This window comes from Eudoraea algarum (assembly GCF_050589645.1).
In the GTDB taxonomy this organism is placed as follows: domain Bacteria; phylum Bacteroidota; class Bacteroidia; order Flavobacteriales; family Flavobacteriaceae; genus JBNGOQ01.
Genome location: NZ_JBNGOQ010000001.1, coordinates 654,209 through 673,262, shown reverse-complemented (window position 1 = coordinate 673,262; position 19,054 = coordinate 654,209). Strand labels below are relative to the sequence as shown.

At 45.7% G+C, this 19,054-nt stretch carries 21 protein-coding genes; 8 read left to right on the top strand and 13 right to left on the bottom strand.

Going from position 1 to position 19,054, the window contains the following annotated elements:
• Window positions 1–16: 16 nt before the first annotated feature.
• The gene (locus tag ACRD67_RS03080) at window positions 17–757 is read right to left on the bottom strand and encodes a slipin family protein (RefSeq protein WP_430965568.1); all 741 of its coding nucleotides are present in this window, start codon (window positions 755–757) and stop codon (window positions 17–19) included.
• Between the two features lie 551 nt (window positions 758–1,308).
• Here ACRD67_RS03080 and ACRD67_RS03075 point away from each other — a divergent pair.
• On the top strand, window positions 1,309–1,734 hold the full coding sequence (locus ACRD67_RS03075) for a hypothetical protein (protein WP_430965567.1): 426 nt from the start codon (window positions 1,309–1,311) through the stop codon (window positions 1,732–1,734).
• Between the two features lie 10 nt (window positions 1,735–1,744).
• Window positions 1,745–2,113 (top strand): GerW family sporulation protein, encoded by a 369-nt coding sequence (locus tag ACRD67_RS03070; protein ID WP_430965566.1) that lies wholly within the window; start codon window positions 1,745–1,747, stop codon window positions 2,111–2,113.
• Window positions 2,114–2,228: 115 nt separating this feature from the next.
• Here ACRD67_RS03070 and ACRD67_RS03065 read toward each other — a convergent pair whose 3' ends face one another.
• The 4 genes from ACRD67_RS03065 to ACRD67_RS03050 all read right to left on the bottom strand — a co-directional run bounded on the left by ACRD67_RS03065 (window position 2,229) and on the right by ACRD67_RS03050 (window position 5,540).
• Complete coding sequence (locus tag ACRD67_RS03065) at window positions 2,229–3,272, bottom strand: hypothetical protein (RefSeq protein WP_430965565.1); 1,044 nt, start codon at window positions 3,270–3,272, stop codon at window positions 2,229–2,231.
• The gene (locus ACRD67_RS03060) at window positions 3,269–4,444 is read right to left on the bottom strand and encodes a M20 family metallopeptidase (protein ID WP_430965564.1); all 1,176 of its coding nucleotides are present in this window, start codon (window positions 4,442–4,444) and stop codon (window positions 3,269–3,271) included. The genes ACRD67_RS03065 and ACRD67_RS03060 overlap by 4 nt, the downstream gene beginning before the upstream one ends.
• Window positions 4,441–5,052 carry a flavin reductase gene (locus tag ACRD67_RS03055; RefSeq protein ID WP_430965563.1) on the bottom strand — a complete coding sequence of 204 codons (612 nt, stop codon included), beginning with the start codon at window positions 5,050–5,052 and terminating at the stop codon, window positions 4,441–4,443. The genes ACRD67_RS03060 and ACRD67_RS03055 overlap by 4 nt, the downstream gene beginning before the upstream one ends.
• A gap of 98 nt (window positions 5,053–5,150) precedes the next feature.
• The gene (locus ACRD67_RS03050; RefSeq protein WP_430966178.1) at window positions 5,151–5,540 is read right to left on the bottom strand and encodes a DUF302 domain-containing protein; all 390 of its coding nucleotides are present in this window, start codon (window positions 5,538–5,540) and stop codon (window positions 5,151–5,153) included.
• A gap of 709 nt (window positions 5,541–6,249) precedes the next feature.
• On the opposite strand from ACRD67_RS03050, the gene ACRD67_RS03045 reads away from it, so the two are divergent.
• The 4 genes from ACRD67_RS03045 to ACRD67_RS03030 all read left to right on the top strand — a co-directional run bounded on the left by ACRD67_RS03045 (window position 6,250) and on the right by ACRD67_RS03030 (window position 10,594).
• A complete protein-coding gene (locus ACRD67_RS03045) occupies window positions 6,250–7,341 on the top strand; it encodes a site-2 protease family protein (RefSeq protein WP_430965562.1) in 1,092 nt (363 codons plus the stop codon).
• Between the two features lie 208 nt (window positions 7,342–7,549).
• Entirely contained in the window at window positions 7,550–8,638 is a 1,089-nt protein-coding gene (locus ACRD67_RS03040) for an efflux RND transporter periplasmic adaptor subunit (protein WP_430965561.1), read from the top strand.
• Complete coding sequence (locus ACRD67_RS03035) at window positions 8,635–9,897, top strand: ABC transporter permease (RefSeq protein ID WP_430965560.1); 1,263 nt, start codon at window positions 8,635–8,637, stop codon at window positions 9,895–9,897. Before ACRD67_RS03040 ends, ACRD67_RS03035 begins: the two co-directional genes overlap by 4 nt.
• A 10-nt stretch (window positions 9,898–9,907) precedes the next feature.
• Window positions 9,908–10,594, top strand: a complete 687-nt coding sequence (locus tag ACRD67_RS03030; RefSeq protein ID WP_430965559.1) for an ABC transporter ATP-binding protein — start codon at window positions 9,908–9,910, stop codon at window positions 10,592–10,594.
• Between the two features lie 4 nt (window positions 10,595–10,598).
• On the opposite strand, the gene ACRD67_RS03025 is transcribed toward ACRD67_RS03030, so the two are convergent.
• The gene (locus ACRD67_RS03025; protein ID WP_430965558.1) at window positions 10,599–11,444 is read right to left on the bottom strand and encodes a universal stress protein; all 846 of its coding nucleotides are present in this window, start codon (window positions 11,442–11,444) and stop codon (window positions 10,599–10,601) included.
• 100 nt (window positions 11,445–11,544) lie between these two features.
• Window positions 11,545–12,378: a universal stress protein gene (locus ACRD67_RS03020; protein ID WP_430965557.1), complete on the bottom strand. Its 834-nt coding sequence runs from the start codon at window positions 12,376–12,378 to the stop codon at window positions 11,545–11,547.
• Between the two features lie 121 nt (window positions 12,379–12,499).
• Here ACRD67_RS03020 and ACRD67_RS03015 point away from each other — a divergent pair, with 121 nt between their 5' ends.
• Entirely contained in the window at window positions 12,500–12,949 is a 450-nt protein-coding gene (locus ACRD67_RS03015) for a hypothetical protein (protein ID WP_430965556.1), read from the top strand.
• 111 nt (window positions 12,950–13,060) lie between these two features.
• On the top strand, window positions 13,061–14,173 hold the full coding sequence (locus ACRD67_RS03010; RefSeq protein ID WP_430965555.1) for a DUF6544 family protein: 1,113 nt from the start codon (window positions 13,061–13,063) through the stop codon (window positions 14,171–14,173).
• 55 nt (window positions 14,174–14,228) lie between these two features.
• On the opposite strand, the gene ACRD67_RS03005 is transcribed toward ACRD67_RS03010, so the two are convergent.
• The 6 genes from ACRD67_RS03005 to ACRD67_RS02980 form a co-directional block, all read right to left on the bottom strand.
• Window positions 14,229–15,209 (bottom strand): MlaD family protein, encoded by a 981-nt coding sequence (locus tag ACRD67_RS03005; protein WP_430965554.1) that lies wholly within the window; start codon window positions 15,207–15,209, stop codon window positions 14,229–14,231.
• Between the two features lie 4 nt (window positions 15,210–15,213).
• Window positions 15,214–15,996, bottom strand: coding sequence for an ABC transporter ATP-binding protein (locus tag ACRD67_RS03000; RefSeq protein ID WP_430965553.1), 783 nt, complete (start codon window positions 15,994–15,996; stop codon window positions 15,214–15,216).
• Window positions 15,993–16,775, bottom strand: coding sequence for an MlaE family ABC transporter permease (locus ACRD67_RS02995; RefSeq protein ID WP_430965552.1), 783 nt, complete (start codon window positions 16,773–16,775; stop codon window positions 15,993–15,995). Before ACRD67_RS02995 ends, ACRD67_RS03000 begins: the two co-directional genes overlap by 4 nt.
• Window positions 16,776–16,896: 121 nt before the next feature.
• Entirely contained in the window at window positions 16,897–17,190 is a 294-nt protein-coding gene (locus ACRD67_RS02990) for a chaperone modulator CbpM (protein WP_430965551.1), read from the bottom strand.
• A gap of 8 nt (window positions 17,191–17,198) precedes the next feature.
• Window positions 17,199–18,089 (bottom strand): DnaJ C-terminal domain-containing protein, encoded by an 891-nt coding sequence (locus ACRD67_RS02985; RefSeq protein ID WP_430965550.1) that lies wholly within the window; start codon window positions 18,087–18,089, stop codon window positions 17,199–17,201.
• Window positions 18,090–18,119: 30 nt separating this feature from the next.
• Window positions 18,120–18,905: a patatin-like phospholipase family protein gene (locus tag ACRD67_RS02980; protein ID WP_430965549.1), complete on the bottom strand. Its 786-nt coding sequence runs from the start codon at window positions 18,903–18,905 to the stop codon at window positions 18,120–18,122.
• Window positions 18,906–19,054: the final 149 nt, after the last annotated feature.

The following is a 19,054-nucleotide window of genomic DNA, read 5'->3' as shown; positions in this document are numbered from 1 at the left end:
TTTTCTGGGACGAACACTACTCTTTTTTGGCGTCCCGCGGCAATACCTCTTCTGGAAAGGGAAACAGAATGGTAGAGTTTTTCTCGGCAGCTATATTGGAGAGTGTCTGATACAATCTTAGCTTGATGGCCGAAGGCGACTTATCGATTTGCAATCCTGCCTCCAGTAATTTCCCCGCAGCCTGTTCTTCCGCTTCTGCCAGAATGATCCGCGCCCTTCTAGAGCGTTCCGCCTCGGCCTGATTGGCCATCATTCTTTTCATATTTTCGGGCAACTGGATATCCTTGATCTTTACATCCAAGATCTCAATGCCCCATTCCTTGGTCTCCTTTTCAACAATATGTTTTATGTTATTTCCCATCTCCTCCCGCTTGGACAAAATGGTATCCAATTCTACCTTACCGCATACATCGCGCAAAGCGGCCTGGGACAGCTGTGTGATCGCAAATGAATATTCCTCCACTTCCAGTACGGCCCTTTCCGGATCGTTGATCTTAAAAAACACTACCCCGTCAATACTGCAGGGTACATTGTCCTCGGTCATGACCTCCTGGGACACCACGTTTATGGTAATTACCCGAATGTCCACGATCTGAATGGTCTCTACAATGGGTATAATCCACCTAAAGCCGGGTTGTAGGGTCTTTATGTACTTTCCAAATCGGAACTTTAGCGCTCTCTTGTATTCAAAAACAATTCGTATCCCGGCCAGCAATATCAGGCCAAGGATGATAGCAAATAATAACAACGGATTCATAGTTTTATATTTTAGATTACTGCAATACTTTACGCAAGATCGAAGAGAAAAGCCAAAAACCGGATCGGGGCAACTTTGTTCCTGTTGGGCTATCCATTTTTAACGCAAAAAGAAGACCTAAAGCTTCCTTTTTGGAAAGGACCATTCTTTTAAATTTACGAATATTCCAGATGAAATCAAAACATTCAAGGCCCTTATTTATGCGTCAATCATCAGAATTTCAATGGTTTGAAAAATCCTCTGCCCAAAACCGAATCCTGCTTCCCAAGATAGCAACCCAGGGCCCAAAACGGGGCGCTATTTTCAAGAAAAAGCCACCCCCTTTGACCGAATTTCCATAGTCAGCCTTTCCCATCGCATATCTTGCCCATTCATTTGTTTAACTACCCAAAGATATTGCCCCATAGGTTGCTCAAGAATGACCAATATCATTGTGTTGTGGTCCCTACTTCACTTCCTTTGCAGAAAACAAAAACATGTGGCTGACTGTTGTTTTCATTCTGTTTTTTTTGGTTTTGGCTTACGTGTTGCTTGCCCCCATAAATTTCTATATGGACACGGCCACCCAACGTTATGACCTTAGCTTTGGAAGTCTGGCCAAGGCAAACCTGGAGATGCATAAAGAAGAGCTTTTGAGAATAAAACTGACGCTTCTCTTCATGAAATTCTACCTCTATCCCTTAAAGTGGAAACGAGCACCGAAAAAAAAGACCCAAAAGAAAAAGAAGGTTGGAAAAAGCAAGAAGAGCCTGGGCCTACGAAAAGGCCTACGGATGTTGAAATCCTTCAAAGTGAAGCGCCTATTAGTAGATCTGGACACCGGGAATTGCACCTCAAATGCAAAACTGTATCCCTTATTTGTATTTCTGGACTACCACATAGGGTCGTTTCATATCAACTTTGAAGGAAGGAATAGAATGGCGCTGCATATACAGAACAGGCCAATACGTATAATTAAATCGTTTATTAACTTTTAAGAATCATCTTATGGATTTACATTTTGAAGAATTATTGACAAAGATTACGGATTTTATAAAGTCCGAGGCCAAAACAGAAACTGTTGTTGGCGAGCAATTTGATCTTGGGGAATTTAAATGTGTCCCCGTAATCAAAGTAGGTATGGGATTTGGATCTGGTGGCGGAGAAGGCACCGAGGCCAAATCCCGTAAGGGACAAGGCATGGGAGCCGGTGCAGGGATTGGTATAGAGCCCATCGGTTTCTTGGTGACCAAGGCCGATGAAATTTCCTTTCTCGAGGCCGGAAAGACCCATGGCCTGGCGGCCGCCTTTGAAAAAGTCCCTGACCTGATTGAAAAACTTGCCGAAAATAGACGCAAGGATAGAGAAATGGCCTAACCCTTGGGGGAGGCTGGCTCGATAGGGCAAAACTGGGTGGATTTCTACATGCGGTTTTGCCCGTCCCATTTTTTATGGCACCCTGATTAACAATGTGCTGAGGTGTCCCACCTTATTACTCTGGATCGCCCGAATCCAAATCCCGGATCGGCATCAAAGCTTCTTTTAAAATCTTTTCCAGGACCGGTTGTGTAGTGGGATCGATCAAGTTCAGGGCCCTAACCTTACAGAGTTTTTCTACCATGCTAACCCCGGCCAAGGTATTGGTGGCGACCCCGGTTACAATATCCGGCACCAGGTCAAAGGCTTTCATGAGTCCGTAGACAGCATAGGGATCCGAGGCGCTAAGGATAGTACATTTTATTTGATCACGTATGGTATTTATGGCTATATCCCCATTGTAAGGCTCAAGTGGGGACGCGCCAATCTCAATAACGGCCACATCGGCCTCAGCGCGGGAAATTCTGTTTAAAAGTTGCCGTAACCTACTTTTATATGTCTCCCTAGGACAAATGGATGAAGGCAGTCCCACATCCACAAAATCCAACACAACATCGGCACCTGCATCCTTAACGGCCAATATGTCCTTGAGACGGCCCGCCCCTGTAAGCTTAGCGCCAACTACCTTATACCCCGCCTGTTTCAACATGTTGGTCACGATTCGGGCAGAGGTGGTCTTTCCCGCAGACATGGAAGTTCCCACAAAGAGGATTACGGGAATGGCGAAAGCGGTTTCCGCTACGGGTTCCACAAAGGATTCCATGGTCTGTTTGGAAGCTTGTCTGAATGCATGCCCGCTATAGGCAACTTTCATCATTTTCGGTAGGAATACGGATTTGGACGTAAGCTTGCCCACTAGGCCCGCTCCAGTCAATACACTCATTTTAAGGTCGTCTTCCACCTTGCGCCACGTTCCGGTAGCTTCCAAAGTGGCAAAGCGTTCGCCCAAGGCCCCCACGAAGGATTCCCCCCGTATTACCCCGCGCATTCGCCCATTGGGAAGTTCTAATTTTAGGCTATCGCTGCCCGGATTCACAATTTTACAAACGACATAATCACCTGTTTCCCATTGTTCCTTGGGTATCTTTTTGACTGTAAACCCCTTCTCCTGAAGATCCGAAATACGTGTCAAGGAGGTAAAGATATATTTATGGTTCATGGTGCTGAATTTAATGGTTCCATTGCCAGCAACAGGGTTAACAAAGCCGTTCTTTCCGTCAATTTGTTACTAAGGATATACTCATGGCTTGCATGGGCACCATCACCCGGTGTTCCAAGCCCGTCGAGCGTTGCGGTGAACAAGCTGGTGGTATTGGCATCAGAGCCTCCACCGGCCGTAGCCTGGTCAAGCTCAATTCCTAGACCCTTTCCTTCGCGCTTGGCCAGCTCCCACAATTTTTGGTTTCTGGTCGTACGTTCCATGGGAGGGCGACCCATACCTCCCTGGATGTCCAATACAACCTCTTTGAACAGCGGTTTTAGTTCCCTGATTTTTTTTGAAATGTATTTCCCGTCGGCTTCGGTAAGTACCCGGACGTCTATGACGGCCCGACTCTCAGGGGCCACCACATTGGGGGAAATACCTCCCTCTATAGTGCCAACATTTACCGTGATTCCTCTTTTTATATCGTTCATCGCATACAATTTTTGCACTTGATGCGATAGTTCCACTATGGCATTAATACCCTTGGAAGGGTCTAGACCTGCGTGCGCCGCCTTTCCCTTTACGGTGATTATGAAACGTCCCAATCCCTTTCTGGCCGTCTTTAAGCTTCCCTCCAAACCCAAAGGAGGCTCCAAGACAAATGCACGATCGGCAATCTTAGCCAAACGACGTATGGCATAGGTAGACTCCCTGCTCCCTATTTCCTCATCGGAATTGATCAAAACCAGCGGTGTTACCATCAGGGGCAGAGCCATTGCCTTGATCGCCGCCACTGAAAATATCAATTGGGTTAGTCCGGCCTTCATGTCATAAACCCCAGGCCCCTTTAGTTTTCCGTTTTTATCGGATAGGGGCATTTCTTTTAGTGTATTGATCGGCCACACGGTATCACAATGCCCTACGACAAGTTGAACGGGCAGGGCCTTATTTCGAAGGCGTGGCCTTGCATATAGGTAGCCCCCTGTAACCTTACCAGGTACATGAAGGGTCAAATAACCCATACTTTCCAATCTTTCCTTCAGGAAATGCAACAGCCTATGCTGTTTGTCTACTGATGTGGAAGGTGTTTCCAAGGCGACCAGCCGTTTTAAAAAATGTAGCATCTCTTCTCGATGCAACTCGAGATACTTTCTTACCCCTGCAATAATTTCTACCCGCCCCGTCATCGTTTAAAGTCCTTTGGAAAAGGGAAATTGAAGGTTTCGGAAAGCTTGGCAAAACGCCCATTGGCCACATAAGCCAATAAAGGATGTTGATACATTTGCAGTTGTTCGTCAGCATCGGAAACCTTCTGGTATTCTTTATGCACGTATGCAGCACTTATCTTTCCGGTTATAAAACTATGGGCATCAAATCCATCAATTATCTTAAACAGCTGACACTCCAGATAGAGATAGGAATTTCCAATAAAGAGCGCATCAATAGTAGGGGTCTTAATCGTGGGCAATGCCTGTACAATGTCCTTGGATTTGGCTTCCTGACCCGATCTGGGCGAAGCACTAAGGGAGGCAAGCGTAATTTGGTCCGGTAATGGAAAACTTACGGCAAATTCCCCTGTTTTCTTCACATTGTGATAGGTGGCATGAGACGGAGTACACACGAAACCAAAGTAATTTGAATGTCCCAAGGGGGTGGCCATATGTTTAGGCGCCAAATCATATCCTTTTCCTTCTTTGGTCCCTATAACGACCAAAGGAGCAACCATAAAGAAACGATCCCAAATCGGTGCTTGGGTTTCCAAGGGTATAAAATCTTTCAATAATTCCTTATCCATAGAACCGTATTAGGTAGGTCCTTTTAAATGTACAAAAGCCAAAGGGCGTGAAAACTGATATTTATCAGCAGTGAAAATGTAAGCCAGGGAAGACCTGCCTATAAAGAGCTTATAACATTTTGAAGCTTAGCGGCTACCTCAGTGGCAATATCCTCCAAGGAATCATTGTCCACGCCCTGCATGGAAACCATAGGGTTTACGGCCGACACCTCGATAAGACCAGCTTCTTTTTCCTGAACAATGACATTGCAGGGGAGCAGTGTCCCGATCTTATCCTCTGCCTGCAATGCTTTGTAGGCAAAAGGAGGGTTGCAAGCTCCCAAAATGACGTAATTTCTAAAGTCTACCTCCAACTTTTTCTTAAAGGTAGCTTTAAGGTCAATGGTGGTAAGCACCCCAAACTTTTCTTTCTTTAGGGCTTCTATAACCTTCTGGACAGTTTCGTGGAAGCCTTGGTTTCTCAAAACCGTGTTGTAGTAATATTTCATAATGATGTTTCCATGTCCTTGTTTGTATACCGCCGACCATATCCTATGGCCCGATCTAAAACAGAAACAGGAGGCAATGCCTCCTGTTTCCGGTGAGAAATTCAACTTGTCCTTAAATGCAATCCTTCTTTTAAATCGTTTTATTGCTAAAATGATGTAAAAAGGGGATTTCAAAAAAAATAGCGTCGTCACCCTCACTTTCGGCTTTCACTATCTTAGGGTAGCGGCAGCCTTTTATATATGAAAAAAAGACCGGGACGCCGAAGCCTCCCGGCCCCTCGGGACGATATCAAGTTTACTGCTAAGCTCCTATGCCAGTTAAACACCTTGTGCTATTGCTAGGACAATGGAAAAACTGAAAAGCCTAAAAGTATCCTTGAAACCGACCCTAAATCCTCGGTGTCTTGCAACACCAAAAATTATGCCTTGTGATTTTCCTCAATGAACGTTGTTTATAATGACGCTAATATAATAGCCTTTCCCAGGCCCTAAAATGATATTGGTCATGTTAGGTAATTTTTTCCGATTTATTCGGTTCCACCAGTTCTTGATCAAAATTTATATTTCATGGTTTCGAACACCCGCTCTTATTCCCCATGGTGCTTCCTCAACGTATAGAAGTCCCAAAAATTACGGCTTTGCCATATGATATTTGTCATTGTCCACGGCACAACAAGAGGCTAATTTCACAACAATAAAATTTTGTCCTATGAAGGGTGTGTTAAACCTTGGTCGGGTTGCGGATATTAAGATACAAGTGCATTGGACCTTTGCGCTCCTATTGATCTGGATAGTCTATTCCGAACTAAAACAGGGCGGCTCACTGCAGTCCTCCTTGTTTAGCACGAGCCTTATTCTTGTCCTTTTTTTATGTGTGGTACTCCATGAGTTGGGTCACGCGCTTACCGCCCGAAAGTTCAATGTACGCACCCGGGAGATTACCCTTTTACCCATTGGCGGTGTGGCCTCCATGGACAAAATGCCCGAGAAACCCGCGCAGGAACTTCTAGTGGCCTTGGCCGGACCCGCTGTGAACGTGGTCATCGCAATTGTTTTGTATTTTCTGATACCTGTAAGGGGCTACCTTGCTTCAGAACCGATGCAAATATTGGAACTTCTTAACACCCCTAGTCCACAGACCTTCTTTTTCTATCTCTTCATTGCCAATGTAATGCTGGTGGTATTCAACATGGTTCCTGCTTTTCCTATGGATGGCGGTCGTGTCCTCCGGGCGCTTTTGACATTGAGGATGGATCGGGTGAGGGCAACGGATATCGCTGCCCGGATAGGACAGCTATTGGCAGTGGTTTTTTTTGTGCTGGGATTTTTATTTAACCCCTTTTTAATACTGATAGCCCTCTTTATTTTCATAGCGGCATATGGTGAGAACAAAATGGTAAAACAAGAATCCCTTTTGGAAGGCCATAGTGTACACCAGGCCATGCTCACCAATATCACGATAATCCGTCCGGAACAGACCGTTCAAGAGGTGGTGAAGATTGTACTGGCCGGTTCGGAGCGGGATTTTGTCGTTGCCGAGACCGATAGCATCCATGGTGTATTGTACCATAAAGATATCATTAAGCACGCCGGAAATCCCGAGTTGCAGATCAAGGACATCATGCATACCGATTTCAGCACCATAGACGCTTCGGAAGCGGTTAAAGAGGTGTTTCAGCTTATCGCGAAAGAACGTAGGAGCTTCTTTCCGGTTACCCAGGAACAAAGATTGGTCGGGGCCATAGACATGGCCAACTTAAACGAGTACATTTTGATCAGGTCCAATTTGATGACCGAATAATGAACGCCTTAAACCCGTATAGAGGCCTATGGTTCCTTGGAGGAAAGCTAGGCACCTGGTTTACCTTAGGACCTTAAAACAAAAATCATGTCGGTATTAAAAGTCATAGCAGTACAGGGAACATTAGGGAAGCAGCAATGCATCCTTAGAGGAGTTGTTCCTTTTATAAGTATATTTATTGTTATTCTGAGTTTAGAAAGCCGGTACTATGATTAGAATATCTATGCGCTTACCACTACTGCTACTCATTGCGGTGGGCTGCAACAGCTCTGGTGAAAAAATACTCCCGTCAAAGACAGAAATCACCGAATCGGTCTATTCCTCGGTAACCATTCAGCCAGACAGCCTTTACCAAGCTTATGCCATTGTTGGGGGCATTCTGGAGAAGAACCTTGTAGAGGAAGGGGATCCGGTACAAAAAGGCACGCCACTGTTACAAATAGAGAATACCGCTCCCAAGCTAAACACCAAAAATGCCTTGCTCGCGCTACAATTGGCCCGTGAAAACTATAACGGGCGCGCAGCCGTGTTGAGCACGATATTGGATGAGATCAAAGCTGCCAAATTGCAGCTGAAGAATGACTCCGTGAACTACGGGCGACAAAAAAACCTATGGGAACAGCAGATCGGGTCCAAAATTGAATATGACAACCGCAAGTTGGCTTTTGAACTTTCGCGCAATAACCTGACCCTCTTGCAGAGCAAGTACAATCGCACCAAAAACGAATTAGAGACTCAGTTGAGCCAGGCCGAGAACAACTATAAAACTTCCTTGATCGCCACCGAGGACTTTACGGTGGAAAGCAAAATCAACGGTACTGTATATGCGCTTTACAAGAATACAGGTGAAATCGTGACTACTATGGAACCCTTGGCGGCCGTTGGGCGCACCGATGCCTTTATTATCGAAATGCTGGTAGACGAGGTGGATATTGTGAAGCTCAAAATCGGTCAAGCTGCCTTGATTACTCTTGACGCCTACAACTCCGAGGTGTTTGAAGCTACCGTAAGCAAGATTTATCCCCGAAAAGACGAACGGTCACAAACCTTTAAGGTAGAGGCCACTTTTTCCAAACCCCCGGAGGTGCTGTACCCAGGCCTGGCCGGCGAGGGCAACATCATTATTGCCCAAAAGGAAAATGCGCTGACTATTCCAAAAGCTTATTTGATCGGGGAAAACAAGGTGCGAACCTCAGCAGGCGTTATCACCGTCACCACAGGGCTACAAAACCTGGAAGAGATAGAGATCTTATCCGGATTGGACGCGGACACCCCTATTTTAAAGCCGACGGAATGATCAATTGGAAAGTCATATTGAATATCGCCAAGACCCATCTCATCACCAAGAAGAAGTCTACCATTACGGCGTCTTTGGGGGTAACTTTTGGAATAGGGGCCTACATAACCCTGGTAAGTTTTATGACCGGGCTCAACCAAATGCTCGATGATCTCATTCTGGATCAAACACCACATATCCATCTTTACAATGAAATAGAACCCTCCAAAGTACAGCCCATTTCCCTGTATGACGAATTTAAGGGGTCCATGAACATTGTTCATTCCATAAAGCCCAAACAAAGCCAAAAGAAAATCCACAACGCTCTGCCCATACTCCATTTTTTAAGGAAAGATGGCAATGTACGGGGGGTCACTCCCCAAATCAAGGCGCAGATCTTTTATCTATCGGGCTCTATTGAACTGGGTGGAAACCTAACCGGCATAGACATTATGGAGGAGGTACGCCTCTCCAACATGCAGGATTATATCGTCCAAGGAAGCCCTGAAGCATTAAAAAATAATGACAACGCCATTTTGTTAGGGGCGGGGCTCGCCAAGAAAATGTCACTTTCTATAGGGGACCGGGTACAGATCAGTACGGTAAAAGGCGATGTCTTTCCACTAAAGATTGTGGGCATCTATCAAAGTGGGCTGGCAGATATCGACAATATCCAGAGTTTTGCCAACCTAAAGACCGTACAGCGTATCTTGGGGGAGGCCGAAAATTACCTGACAGACATTAACGTTAAACTTGTTGATCTCTCACAATCAGAACCCATGGCCCGGCAATTGGAACAGCAGTTTGACCTGAAGGCAACGGACATCAATGAGGCCAATGCCCAGTTTGAAACCGGTTCCAATATTCGAAACCTCATCACCTATTCGGTCTCCGTGACGCTTTTGATCGTTGCCGGTTTCGGAATCTACAATATTTTAAACATGTTGATTTACGAAAAGATGAAGGATATTGCCATCCTTAAGGCCACGGGGTTCTCGGGAACCGATGTACAGCTTATTTTTATGAGCCAGGCCCTGATTATAGGGGCCATTGGCGGAATTTTGGGCCTCTTGGCCGGCTTTGGACTTTCAAGGCTCATCGATAACGTGGCTTTTGAGACGGAGGCGCTCCCCACCATTACCACCTATCCCATTAATCACAATATCATGTACTACATCATCGGTATTTCCTTTGCGCTCCTGTCTACCTTTGTTGCGGGTTATCTACCTTCCAGAAAGGCCAAACGCATTGATCCCGTACGCATTATAAGAGGAACCTAATCACTGCCCCATGAGCCTAGTACTGGAAGCCAGAGATATCAACAAACATTTTAGAAAGCCGGTCCTTTTCCACGTGTTAAAGGATATTGGCTTTGGCGTACAAAAAGGGGAATTTGCTTCCATCATGGGAAAGTCGGGCTGCGGAAAATCCACCTTACTGTACATTTTGTCTACCATGGACACAGATTACGAGGGCCAACTGTACCTGGACCAGGAATTGGTGACCGGAAAGCCGCACAACGAACTTTCCAGGCTTCGGAACAAACAGATTGGTTTTGTGTTTCAATTCCATTACCTGCTCTCCGAGTTCAGCGTGCTCGAGAACGTGATGCTCCCCGCCAAAAAACTGGCGGAGAAAACGAACGCGGAAATAATGCACAATGCCATGGAAAAGCTAAAGATGCTCAATATTGAACATTTGGCCAAAAAGCGCGCTTCCCGAATTTCGGGAGGAGAAAAACAGCGGGTTGCAATCGCCAGGGCCTTGATCAACGATCCCTTGATTCTTATGGGCGATGAACCTACCGGTAACCTGGACAGTTACAATGCAGAAAATGTATTTCAAATTTTCAAGCAGTTAAAGGAGGAACAGGGGCTTTCGCTTTTAGTAGTGACCCATGATGTGGATTTCGCACAACGTACCGATCGAATTATCCTCATGGAGGACGGGAAAATCATAAACGACCCAAATAACTAATCCCTCATAGATGGGCCTTATTGAAGGTCAAAAGCGGAATACCGGCCTTGGAAATCATACGTTCTACGAGGTCCTTATGGGTTAAGGACCTTAAGAAACTTTGCTCCTCGCGCTCCAGCATGGCCACTAGCTGCGCATCTACATCCGTTATGTAATCCGCTAGACTACCAAAGACATCCTCCGAAAACTGAAGTTGGAAGCTCATGTTTTCATAATCTACCTGCTGCTGCACCATTTCCTTGAACCATTCCATTTGATCTTCTCCCGCGTATTCCCCTTTGGTAGAAATATGTACCAGGTCCAAAGGAATCTTTAAAGGACGTGCAAATTGGGCCACCAACTTGCCTATGGCATAAATATCGGCTTGTTCAAAGGCAGTGGCATAAACCATTCTTTCAATTTTGGTAGGAAGCGCATCGGGTGGAACGGCCAGCACAGGACAAGAAGCGTTATGGATCAAATCTTTGGCAGTGCTGCCCATGAGCAACCGTCGCAAACCGCTTCCTCCTTCCGTCCCGATTACGATCAGTTCGGCCCCAACGGCCTCGCGTTGTTCGAGGATTCCGTCCCAGACCAAGCTATGCTCGTCCACGACTATGCGGAATTTTTTGCCATCTGGTTCCGTTCCCAATTGGTCCTGGCAAAAAGCCGTCAATTTTGCTTTGTGCTTTGCCAAGGCCTCTTCCTGCATGCGGGCATAGGCAATGCTCACTGGACTTACCAGGGTATCTATATCGTATACATGCAGAATCACCAGGTCTGCCTTCAACTTGTCGCTAAGGAATTTTGCAAACTTGAGGGCACTGACAGAGCTTTCGGAATAATCGGTAGCACATAATATGGTCTTCATAGGCCGCTGCTTTTGGATAGGATGAAACTAAAAAAAAGGAGGGATGCCAACTATGACTATAGTCATTTGCCGGTAAGTGGTCCTTTATTAGAAAAGGGTTTTATGCATTGAGGCTCAACAACGGAAAATTGACGCTGGATTCCATTTTTTTCACCAGCCCTTTGTGGAATAGTTTCCGAAAAAATCCTTCGCCCTGTCGTTCCAGGAGCGCCACCATATCTGCATTTACTTGAACCATATAAGCACTTAGGCCTTTGTACACCCCTTGGTGTCGAAATAATTTGAATTCCAGTTTGGCATACCCCACCTTTTGGGAAAGCATTTCGTTGAACCAGGACAACTGCTCCTCACCGCTAAATTCCCCTGTGGTTGGGATGTGAACGGCATAAATTCTCGCCCCAAAGGGTTCAGCAATGCGTACCAATGTTCTTAAGGCGATGATGTCGTCTTCTTCGAAATCGGTCCCATAGACAATATTGGAAATCGTACAGTGGGCAAGGTCGTTGGGTATTATCAACAAGGGGCAGTGTACCCTATCTATGAGTGCCTTGGCAATATTTCCGGAAAAAAAGCCCCGCAGGGTATGGGTACCCTTCATGCCTACAAGGACCATATCGGGCCGCAGTTCCCGTGATTTGGAAAGAATACCTTCCACTATGGATGTATTTTCAACAAGCCTCAGGTAAACCTTGACCCCTTCGGTCCTATCGTCCAAATACTTTTCCACGTAGTTTTTTAAGAGGTCAAAATGTTCATGAAAAGCCAGTTTTTTAATCTGTGCAGGCGCACGTATCGTGGAAACCGTAATCGGAGGAAGGTCATACACATGCAAAACCACCAAATCGGCACCTAGTACAAGGCATAGCTGATGTGCATAAGCCAGGGCACCTACGGAATGTTTTGAGCAATCGGTGGCATATAGAATGGTTTTCATGGTTTTAGACTAACAGATGGTGAATCTATTGCAATCCCTGCCGGATAAAAATGATAACGGTCATTTTAGCTATAGTGTAGTGTGGCTAATTTTATAATCTAATCATTAAAAATGATACACCATGAGCGAATACAGAAATAGACCCAAAGGAATATATATCCAGCAGGCCCCATGGGACGAACTTTATGTCCTCACCCAACACTGGAAATCCGACCTGGAATTTTACAGGGACGATCTTCGCTTTTTGCACCACTTAATCGATAAGTACTTTATGTGGATTACCGAGAAGGAGAACCTGGACCTGGTAAAGGAGATTAAAAAGAACCTCTTTACTACAGGAAAACAGAGCAAGGACCTATTGGCCAAAGTGGGAAAACATCTCATCCAATTGGGACAATTGGTAGAAAATCCAAACTCGGGAGAAGCGGCCATATTTAAAATGGAGCACGAACACCTGGAAGATGAAATCGCCGATTTTGTAAAATCCTTTCGTCAAAATAGAAAAGAGGTATTTGCCATAACGGAATATATCATTGACAGTGAACAACTGCCTCATATATTTGAATCCTAAACCAATGACAAGCAAAAAAACTGCGCTCCCCATCATGCACGAACAAAACGATTGTCCGCCACATCATCGGAAGTTATGTAGGCCCTTATTGAAAGTCAAAGAGGAGCCGTCATGAAAACCTTTCTGGCTTTGGTAATGCTTTTCCATGGACTTATCCACCTCATGGGGTTCGCAAAGGCTTTTGGACTAGCGAAGATTGACCGTTTAACCGTAAATATCCCGTGGTCTCTTGGCCTTTCATGGTTGCTGGCAACGCTGGTTTTTAGTATAAGCGCCATTGCACTTTTATTGAAAAAGGAATGGTGGCCAACTCTAGCTATCCTTGCCGTGGCGATTTCGCAAATCCTTATTATAATCTATTGGAAGGATGCCAAATACGGAACCGTGGCCAACCTGCTTATTCTTCTTGTCAGTATACCCTCCTATGGCAGCTACCGGTTCCAGAGCAGGAGCTTGAAAGCGGCCCGTACCCAATGGGTTCAAAAGATCCCAAAAAACACTTCGGTAATCTATTTGCAAGATCTTGCCCATATGCCCCCCATAGTACAAAAATGGGTGTTGGCCTCCGGGGTGGTGGGACATCAAAAGCCAACTACGGCCCATATCGAACAAAAAGGACGTATGAAAACCGACCCCGATGGGCGGTGGATGCCCTTTACGGCAGAGCAATACGTGAACACACGTTCACCGGGCTTTGTTTGGATAGCAAAAGTGAGGTCCTTTCCATTTATTTATTTGGACGGGCGGGATAAGTTGGAAAACGGCAAGGGGGAGATGCTCATAAAGTTATCGGGGCTTTTTCCGGTCGTGGACGTGCAGCCGGACGATAAGATCAACTCAGCGGCCATGCAACGTTATCTCGCCGAAATTAGTTGGTTCCCATCGGCGGCACTTAATGAAAACATTGTTTGGGAAGCTGTGGATTCCCTTTCAGCCAGAGCGACCATCTCCACAGAAAACCTAAAAGTCTCGGGCATCTTTACATTCAATTCGGAAGGTGGCATGGTTTCCTTTGAAACGGAACGTTATTTTGGAAACGACGCGGACGCACGGCTCGAAAAGTGGTTTATTGAGGCCTTGGAATATAAGGAGTTCCAAAACTTTACCATTCCAAGTAAATGCAAGGTGAGTTGGAAATTACAGGAGGGCGACTTCACTTGGCTTGATCTGGAAATCGATGACGTGTATTATTATCCAAACCTATCTACCGTCCCCGATCGCTGATGTTTTTTGTGGTCCAAAAAAACCATCTCCCAATACCTGTTAGTTGTCCTGAAAATTAATTTTCTTCTTCCACCCTAGCCTGTTTTTCCAGCTTTCTAAAATACCTGCGTGTAAGGAAACTGTGTTTTAAGGCCTCCATGTTCTCGTTGAACCGGGCCGTCCCCTCTTGGATGTGCAGCATCGTGCTATCCAATCGCCGTACCAATGTGGTATCCTTTAGGAGATAGGTCACGGCGCCCTTTCCGTGCCTTATTTCCCCGATTGTCGTATTGAGGTTCCTTGTAAGACTATCAATATGAATACTCGAAGATTCCAGATGGGCAATAACAGATCGCACCCTTTCGGCAGCAATCGTATCACTTAACAAGACCCCGGCCACACTTTCCTCAAACTTCACCTTTTCCAGAAAGGCATTTAAATCGGCTATCGTTTTATTGGCCCTACCGCTCGCCTGCTTCAAATTAAGAATCATTTTTTGCAGGTCCCCAGCCATCAAGGTATCGTTCAATAGTCTCCCTAAGGTACCCTTCCCTTGCGTCAGTGCCTGTGTAACCTGCAAAAGGTCGGCTGTAAGCAACGCAGCATTCTGGTTGGTAACATTCAGGGTACCCAACATGTCCTCCGCACCGATCCTGCTATAGGACGCGATTTGGTTCCCCTCCTGTACCCGTTCCCCGGACATCCTTCCCGGTATGATGTTCACGATCATGTTACCCACCAATCCATCCGAACCAATGCTTGCCACAGCATCCGTGGTGATGTGTTTTCGCATCTTCTCCTCTATGGCCATTTTTACCCGGATAATGGAATCATTTTCCATCTCTATGGATTTTACTATGCCCACATTGATACCTGAAAAACGCACATTGTTGCCCAGTCTCAATCCATTGACGTTGTTAAATACCGTGCTGATCGTGAACGTTCTGCTAAACATGTCCTGATTGTTCCCTATCAGGTAGGCCGCAATCACCAGGAAGACGGTCCCGACCAGTACAAAAATTCCCAAGCGCATTTTTTCCTTCGTTGTTCTATCCATGTTGTCAATGTTTAAAGAAGGCCTTGACCTTTTGGTCCGTAACCTTCAAAAGTTCTTTAAATGTGCCTTCCGCGTAATCAATCCCGTCTACCAACAAGATCATCCGATCCGCGATAACCCGAGCACAATCCACATCGTGGGTGATGATCAAGGAGGAGGTCTTATATTTCTGCTGTATGCTCAGCATCAGTTCAATAATTTCCTTGGAGGTAATAGGGTCCAAACCGCTTGTAGGTTCATCATAAAGAATGATCTTGGGTCGCATAATCAAGGTCCTTGCCAAGGCCACCCTTCTTTTCATGCCACCGGAGAGCTCAGACGGCATCATATTGACCGTGTGCGCCAAGCCTACATTGCCCAAGGTCTCCAGAACCAGGGATTCGGTATCCAAGCCCTCCCCAAATTTGTTCATGTGCCTCCTCAAGGGGAATTCCAAATTTTCCCTTACGGTCATGGAATCATAAAGAGCGCTGCCCTGGAACAAAAAGCCTACGTCCGTTCTAAGGTCGTCCAAAGTGGTTTGGTCCAGGGTACGTATGTCCTTTCCCATCACATTTATGCTTCCGCTATCGGCCTTCATTAATCCGATCAGGCATTTGATCATTACCGATTTTCCGGAGCCCGATTTGCCCATGATCACCAAGTTTTCGCCCTTGTATAGCCGCATATTAAATCCGTTGAGCACATGGTTGTCCCCGAAACTCTTTCTGAGGTCCTTGATTTCAATGACCACCTCCCTGTTTTCCAGGGGTTTTGTAACCGTAAGTACGTCTTTATCTTCCCTCATAGCTCATAAAAAATATCCGATACGAAAACTGCAATAAAATCCAGGATAAAGATGAGCATGGAGGCCATTACAACCGCCGTATTGGCAGCCATTCCCACGCCTACGGTACCCTTTTTACAATTATAGCCCTTAAAGCAACCTACCAACCCGATGGCAAAACCAAAGAAAAAGGATTTTACGGTGGCCGGTATCAAATCGCCAAAATCCAGGGATGAAAAAATCTTGTTAAAAAAAAGCTGAAAGCTAACATCGCCCTTAAAATGTTCCACCAAATAAGAACCAAAGAGTGCCAATACATCGCCCAAGATTACCAAAATAGGAACCATCAAGGTAGTCGCGGCTATCCTAGTCACCACCAAATATTTAAAGGGATTGGTACCGGACACCTCCATAGCGTCTATTTGCTCGGTAACCCGCATGGACCCCAATTCCGCTCCTATTCCCGAAGCCACCCGTCCCGCACATATGAGGGCAATGACCACGGGCCCAATTTCCCGTACTATGGAGATACCCACCATATTGGGCATCCAGGAAACTGCTCCAAATTCTATAAGGGTTGGCCGCGTCTGAAGGGTAAGGACCAATCCAATGATAAAACCTGTAATCCCTACAAGTGTCAGGGACCTGTTTCCTACGCTATAGCACTGGCGTAGAAGTTCATTAAACTCGAATGGGCGTTTGGGAGCTTCCCGGAGAAAACGCCCGGCAAAATGCGAAAGTTCCCCAATTTGAATCAGGAAATCCTTTATGCCCTCCGTTATTTGAGCCTTTGCCATCATACCCTATTCCCAAAATGGGGTATTCAAATATATTCCGGTCTCCACGGGCTAACAATGATATCAGTCATGTAGCGTAGCATGCAGCCAATATCAGGTATCAGAGGTTTAAAAGGTGTTGCTTTTATTGATGAAATCGTTCCAATCTTTTCTTAAGCAATTTTAATTCCTCCTGCAAATCGGTTACCCGATCCAAGAGGTGGTGAATGGCTTGTAAGCCTTCCGCATTAATATCCAATTCGAGATGCAAACGTAGCATTCGCTCCAAGTTTGGAAGTTGGTCCCTGGAAACATGCGGCTTCCTATTGACCGTGTTAAGTTGAACAAGCTCGTATTCCGAGAAGATTAGCACTATGGATTCATCTATGCCATAGTGGGAACAAAAATCCGTTAACGCTATGTAATCCTTTGTTTTCATGCCATATGCTATAGGTTAGTGGCTGCAAGCGCCTCGAACAGTTGCCGTTGCTCATCGTTCAATTGCTTTGGTAGCTTTACGGCAAAGGTCACGTACAGATCTCCATATTGATTCTCCTTTTTGTATTTGGGAACCCCTTTCCCTTTCAGTTTTACGATGGCTCCATTCTGAGTTTCCGGTTTTACATTTAATTTCACCTTTCCATCCAGGGTTTCCAACATAAGCTCCCCTCCAAGGATTGCTGTGATCAAGGGAATTTCAATGGTTTTATATAGATTGGCGCCCTCTCTTTTAAAACCCTTTTCGTTAGCAATGGAAAAGGTAATGTACAGGTCCCCTGCCGGTCCCTGATTGATACCGGGCCCGCCATGGCCGGCTATTTTTATGGTTTGCCCATCCTCAACACCAGCTGGAATGGTAATACGTATTTTCTTGTTGTTCAGTGTAAGCGTTTGTTTTTTAGTGGTCAGGACATCCATCAAGGACAAGTGCAGCATCGTATTATAATCCTGTCCCCGATATCGTACTTGGGAACTCCCCGGGCCAAAGCTGCCTCCTCCGAACATGGATTCAAAGAAGTCCGAAAAATCGCCGGCATCATCCTTGCTGTAGGTGTAGCTCCCAAAACCCCCTTGCTTTCTTCCGGAGCGCTTGGCCTTTTCAAACGCCTCGGCGTGCTGCCAGTCCTTTCCGTAGGCGTCATATTTTTTTCGTTTCTCAGGGTCGCCCAGCACCTCATTGGCTTCATTGATCTGTTTGAATTTCTGTTCTGCCGCCGTGTCGTTAGGGTTCAAATCTGGATGATATTTTCGTGCCAGCTTTCTATAGGTCTTCTTGATTTCGGCTTCAGTGGCAGTTTTATCGAGCCCCAACACCTTGTAGTAGTCTATGAATTCCATGTAACGATATCCTATACCACGTTTGCTACGCTAGTGTTCCAGGAAGCGTAGTTCCGAACGTTTTTTTTTTAACTCCTGTTGGGTAGATTGGTACCCTATTTCAAACACTTTGTCGAGCTGGTTGGTGCTAAAAAGCCCATGATTGCTTAGCTCCTGGGGGTACACCACCAAATCGCAACTTGGGAATTTCGCGAGTGAAGCCCTATGCATCCTGAGATGAAAGGCCCGATCTATAACGTTGTACGATCGTTTAAAGTCGGAAATTTGCATTTTTTTTATGGGGCTCACGTAAACACCGTAAACCTCATCACACAGGCACTTAATAGGGTCTACCGGAAAATTGTCCAAAATGCCTCCGTCCGCGTACAACGAGTTTCCCAGGGCCACTGGGGTAAATATTCCAGGAAAAGAGGCCGAGGCCAAGATAGACGATATCAGTGCGCCCTTTTGGAAGACCTCAATACTGCCATTGACCAGGTCGGTGGCCGTAATGTACAGTTTCTTTTTAAGGATTTCAAAACTGTCCTCCGGCATGTACTTGATCAAAAACTGATAAAAGCTATCGGTATCTACAAAACCGGGTTTTTTTCGCGCATACCTGGAAAAACTGAAAATCTTTATTTTTTTGAAAATTTCGAGGATTTCATATGGCTGGTACCCATAGGCATACAGAGCGCCCACTAGAGCACCGGCGCTGGTGCCGGATATCATATTGGGAAATATCCCGTTCTCCTCCAAGGCCTTGATAGCTCCTGCGTGCGCTGCCCCACGGTGACCTCCGCCCGACAATACCAGTCCTACATTTTTTGATTCCATAACACATGTGTTTGTTGGGGTGACTAAACCGTTGTCATTGCATATGATTGGTACGGCCAAGCGCCAAGACCATCATATACCAATGTTTAAAACTAAGGCCGTAGCGGCAAAATAGAAATGATATTTATCAGCTAGTGTATTAAAAGGGA

Excerpts from the sequence above, each read along its gene's own strand:
- ACRD67_RS03080 (WP_430965568.1), bottom strand. The coding sequence starts at position 757 with ATGAATCCGTTGTTATTATTTGCTATCATCCTTGGCCTGATATTGCTG.
- ACRD67_RS03075 (WP_430965567.1), top strand. The coding sequence starts at position 1,309 with ATGGACACGGCCACCCAACGTTATGACCTTAGCTTTGGAAGTCTGGCC.
- ACRD67_RS03070 (WP_430965566.1), top strand. The coding sequence starts at position 1,745 with ATGGATTTACATTTTGAAGAATTATTGACAAAGATTACGGATTTTATA.
- ACRD67_RS03065 (WP_430965565.1), bottom strand. The coding sequence starts at position 3,272 with ATGAACCATAAATATATCTTTACCTCCTTGACACGTATTTCGGATCTT.
- ACRD67_RS03060 (WP_430965564.1), bottom strand. The coding sequence starts at position 4,444 with ATGACGGGGCGGGTAGAAATTATTGCAGGGGTAAGAAAGTATCTCGAG.
- ACRD67_RS03055 (WP_430965563.1), bottom strand. The coding sequence starts at position 5,052 with ATGGATAAGGAATTATTGAAAGATTTTATACCCTTGGAAACCCAAGCA.
- ACRD67_RS03050 (WP_430966178.1), bottom strand. The coding sequence starts at position 5,540 with ATGAAATATTACTACAACACGGTTTTGAGAAACCAAGGCTTCCACGAA.
- ACRD67_RS03045 (WP_430965562.1), top strand. The coding sequence starts at position 6,250 with ATGAAGGGTGTGTTAAACCTTGGTCGGGTTGCGGATATTAAGATACAA.
- ACRD67_RS03040 (WP_430965561.1), top strand. The coding sequence starts at position 7,550 with ATGATTAGAATATCTATGCGCTTACCACTACTGCTACTCATTGCGGTG.
- ACRD67_RS03035 (WP_430965560.1), top strand. The coding sequence starts at position 8,635 with ATGATCAATTGGAAAGTCATATTGAATATCGCCAAGACCCATCTCATC.
- ACRD67_RS03030 (WP_430965559.1), top strand. The coding sequence starts at position 9,908 with ATGAGCCTAGTACTGGAAGCCAGAGATATCAACAAACATTTTAGAAAG.
- ACRD67_RS03025 (WP_430965558.1), bottom strand. The coding sequence starts at position 11,444 with ATGAAGACCATATTATGTGCTACCGATTATTCCGAAAGCTCTGTCAGT.
- ACRD67_RS03020 (WP_430965557.1), bottom strand. The coding sequence starts at position 12,378 with ATGAAAACCATTCTATATGCCACCGATTGCTCAAAACATTCCGTAGGT.
- ACRD67_RS03015 (WP_430965556.1), top strand. The coding sequence starts at position 12,500 with ATGAGCGAATACAGAAATAGACCCAAAGGAATATATATCCAGCAGGCC.
- ACRD67_RS03010 (WP_430965555.1), top strand. The coding sequence starts at position 13,061 with ATGAAAACCTTTCTGGCTTTGGTAATGCTTTTCCATGGACTTATCCAC.
- ACRD67_RS03005 (WP_430965554.1), bottom strand. The coding sequence starts at position 15,209 with ATGGATAGAACAACGAAGGAAAAAATGCGCTTGGGAATTTTTGTACTG.
- ACRD67_RS03000 (WP_430965553.1), bottom strand. The coding sequence starts at position 15,996 with ATGAGGGAAGATAAAGACGTACTTACGGTTACAAAACCCCTGGAAAAC.
- ACRD67_RS02995 (WP_430965552.1), bottom strand. The coding sequence starts at position 16,775 with ATGATGGCAAAGGCTCAAATAACGGAGGGCATAAAGGATTTCCTGATT.
- ACRD67_RS02990 (WP_430965551.1), bottom strand. The coding sequence starts at position 17,190 with ATGAAAACAAAGGATTACATAGCGTTAACGGATTTTTGTTCCCACTAT.
- ACRD67_RS02985 (WP_430965550.1), bottom strand. The coding sequence starts at position 18,089 with ATGGAATTCATAGACTACTACAAGGTGTTGGGGCTCGATAAAACTGCC.
- ACRD67_RS02980 (WP_430965549.1), bottom strand. The coding sequence starts at position 18,905 with ATGGAATCAAAAAATGTAGGACTGGTATTGTCGGGCGGAGGTCACCGT.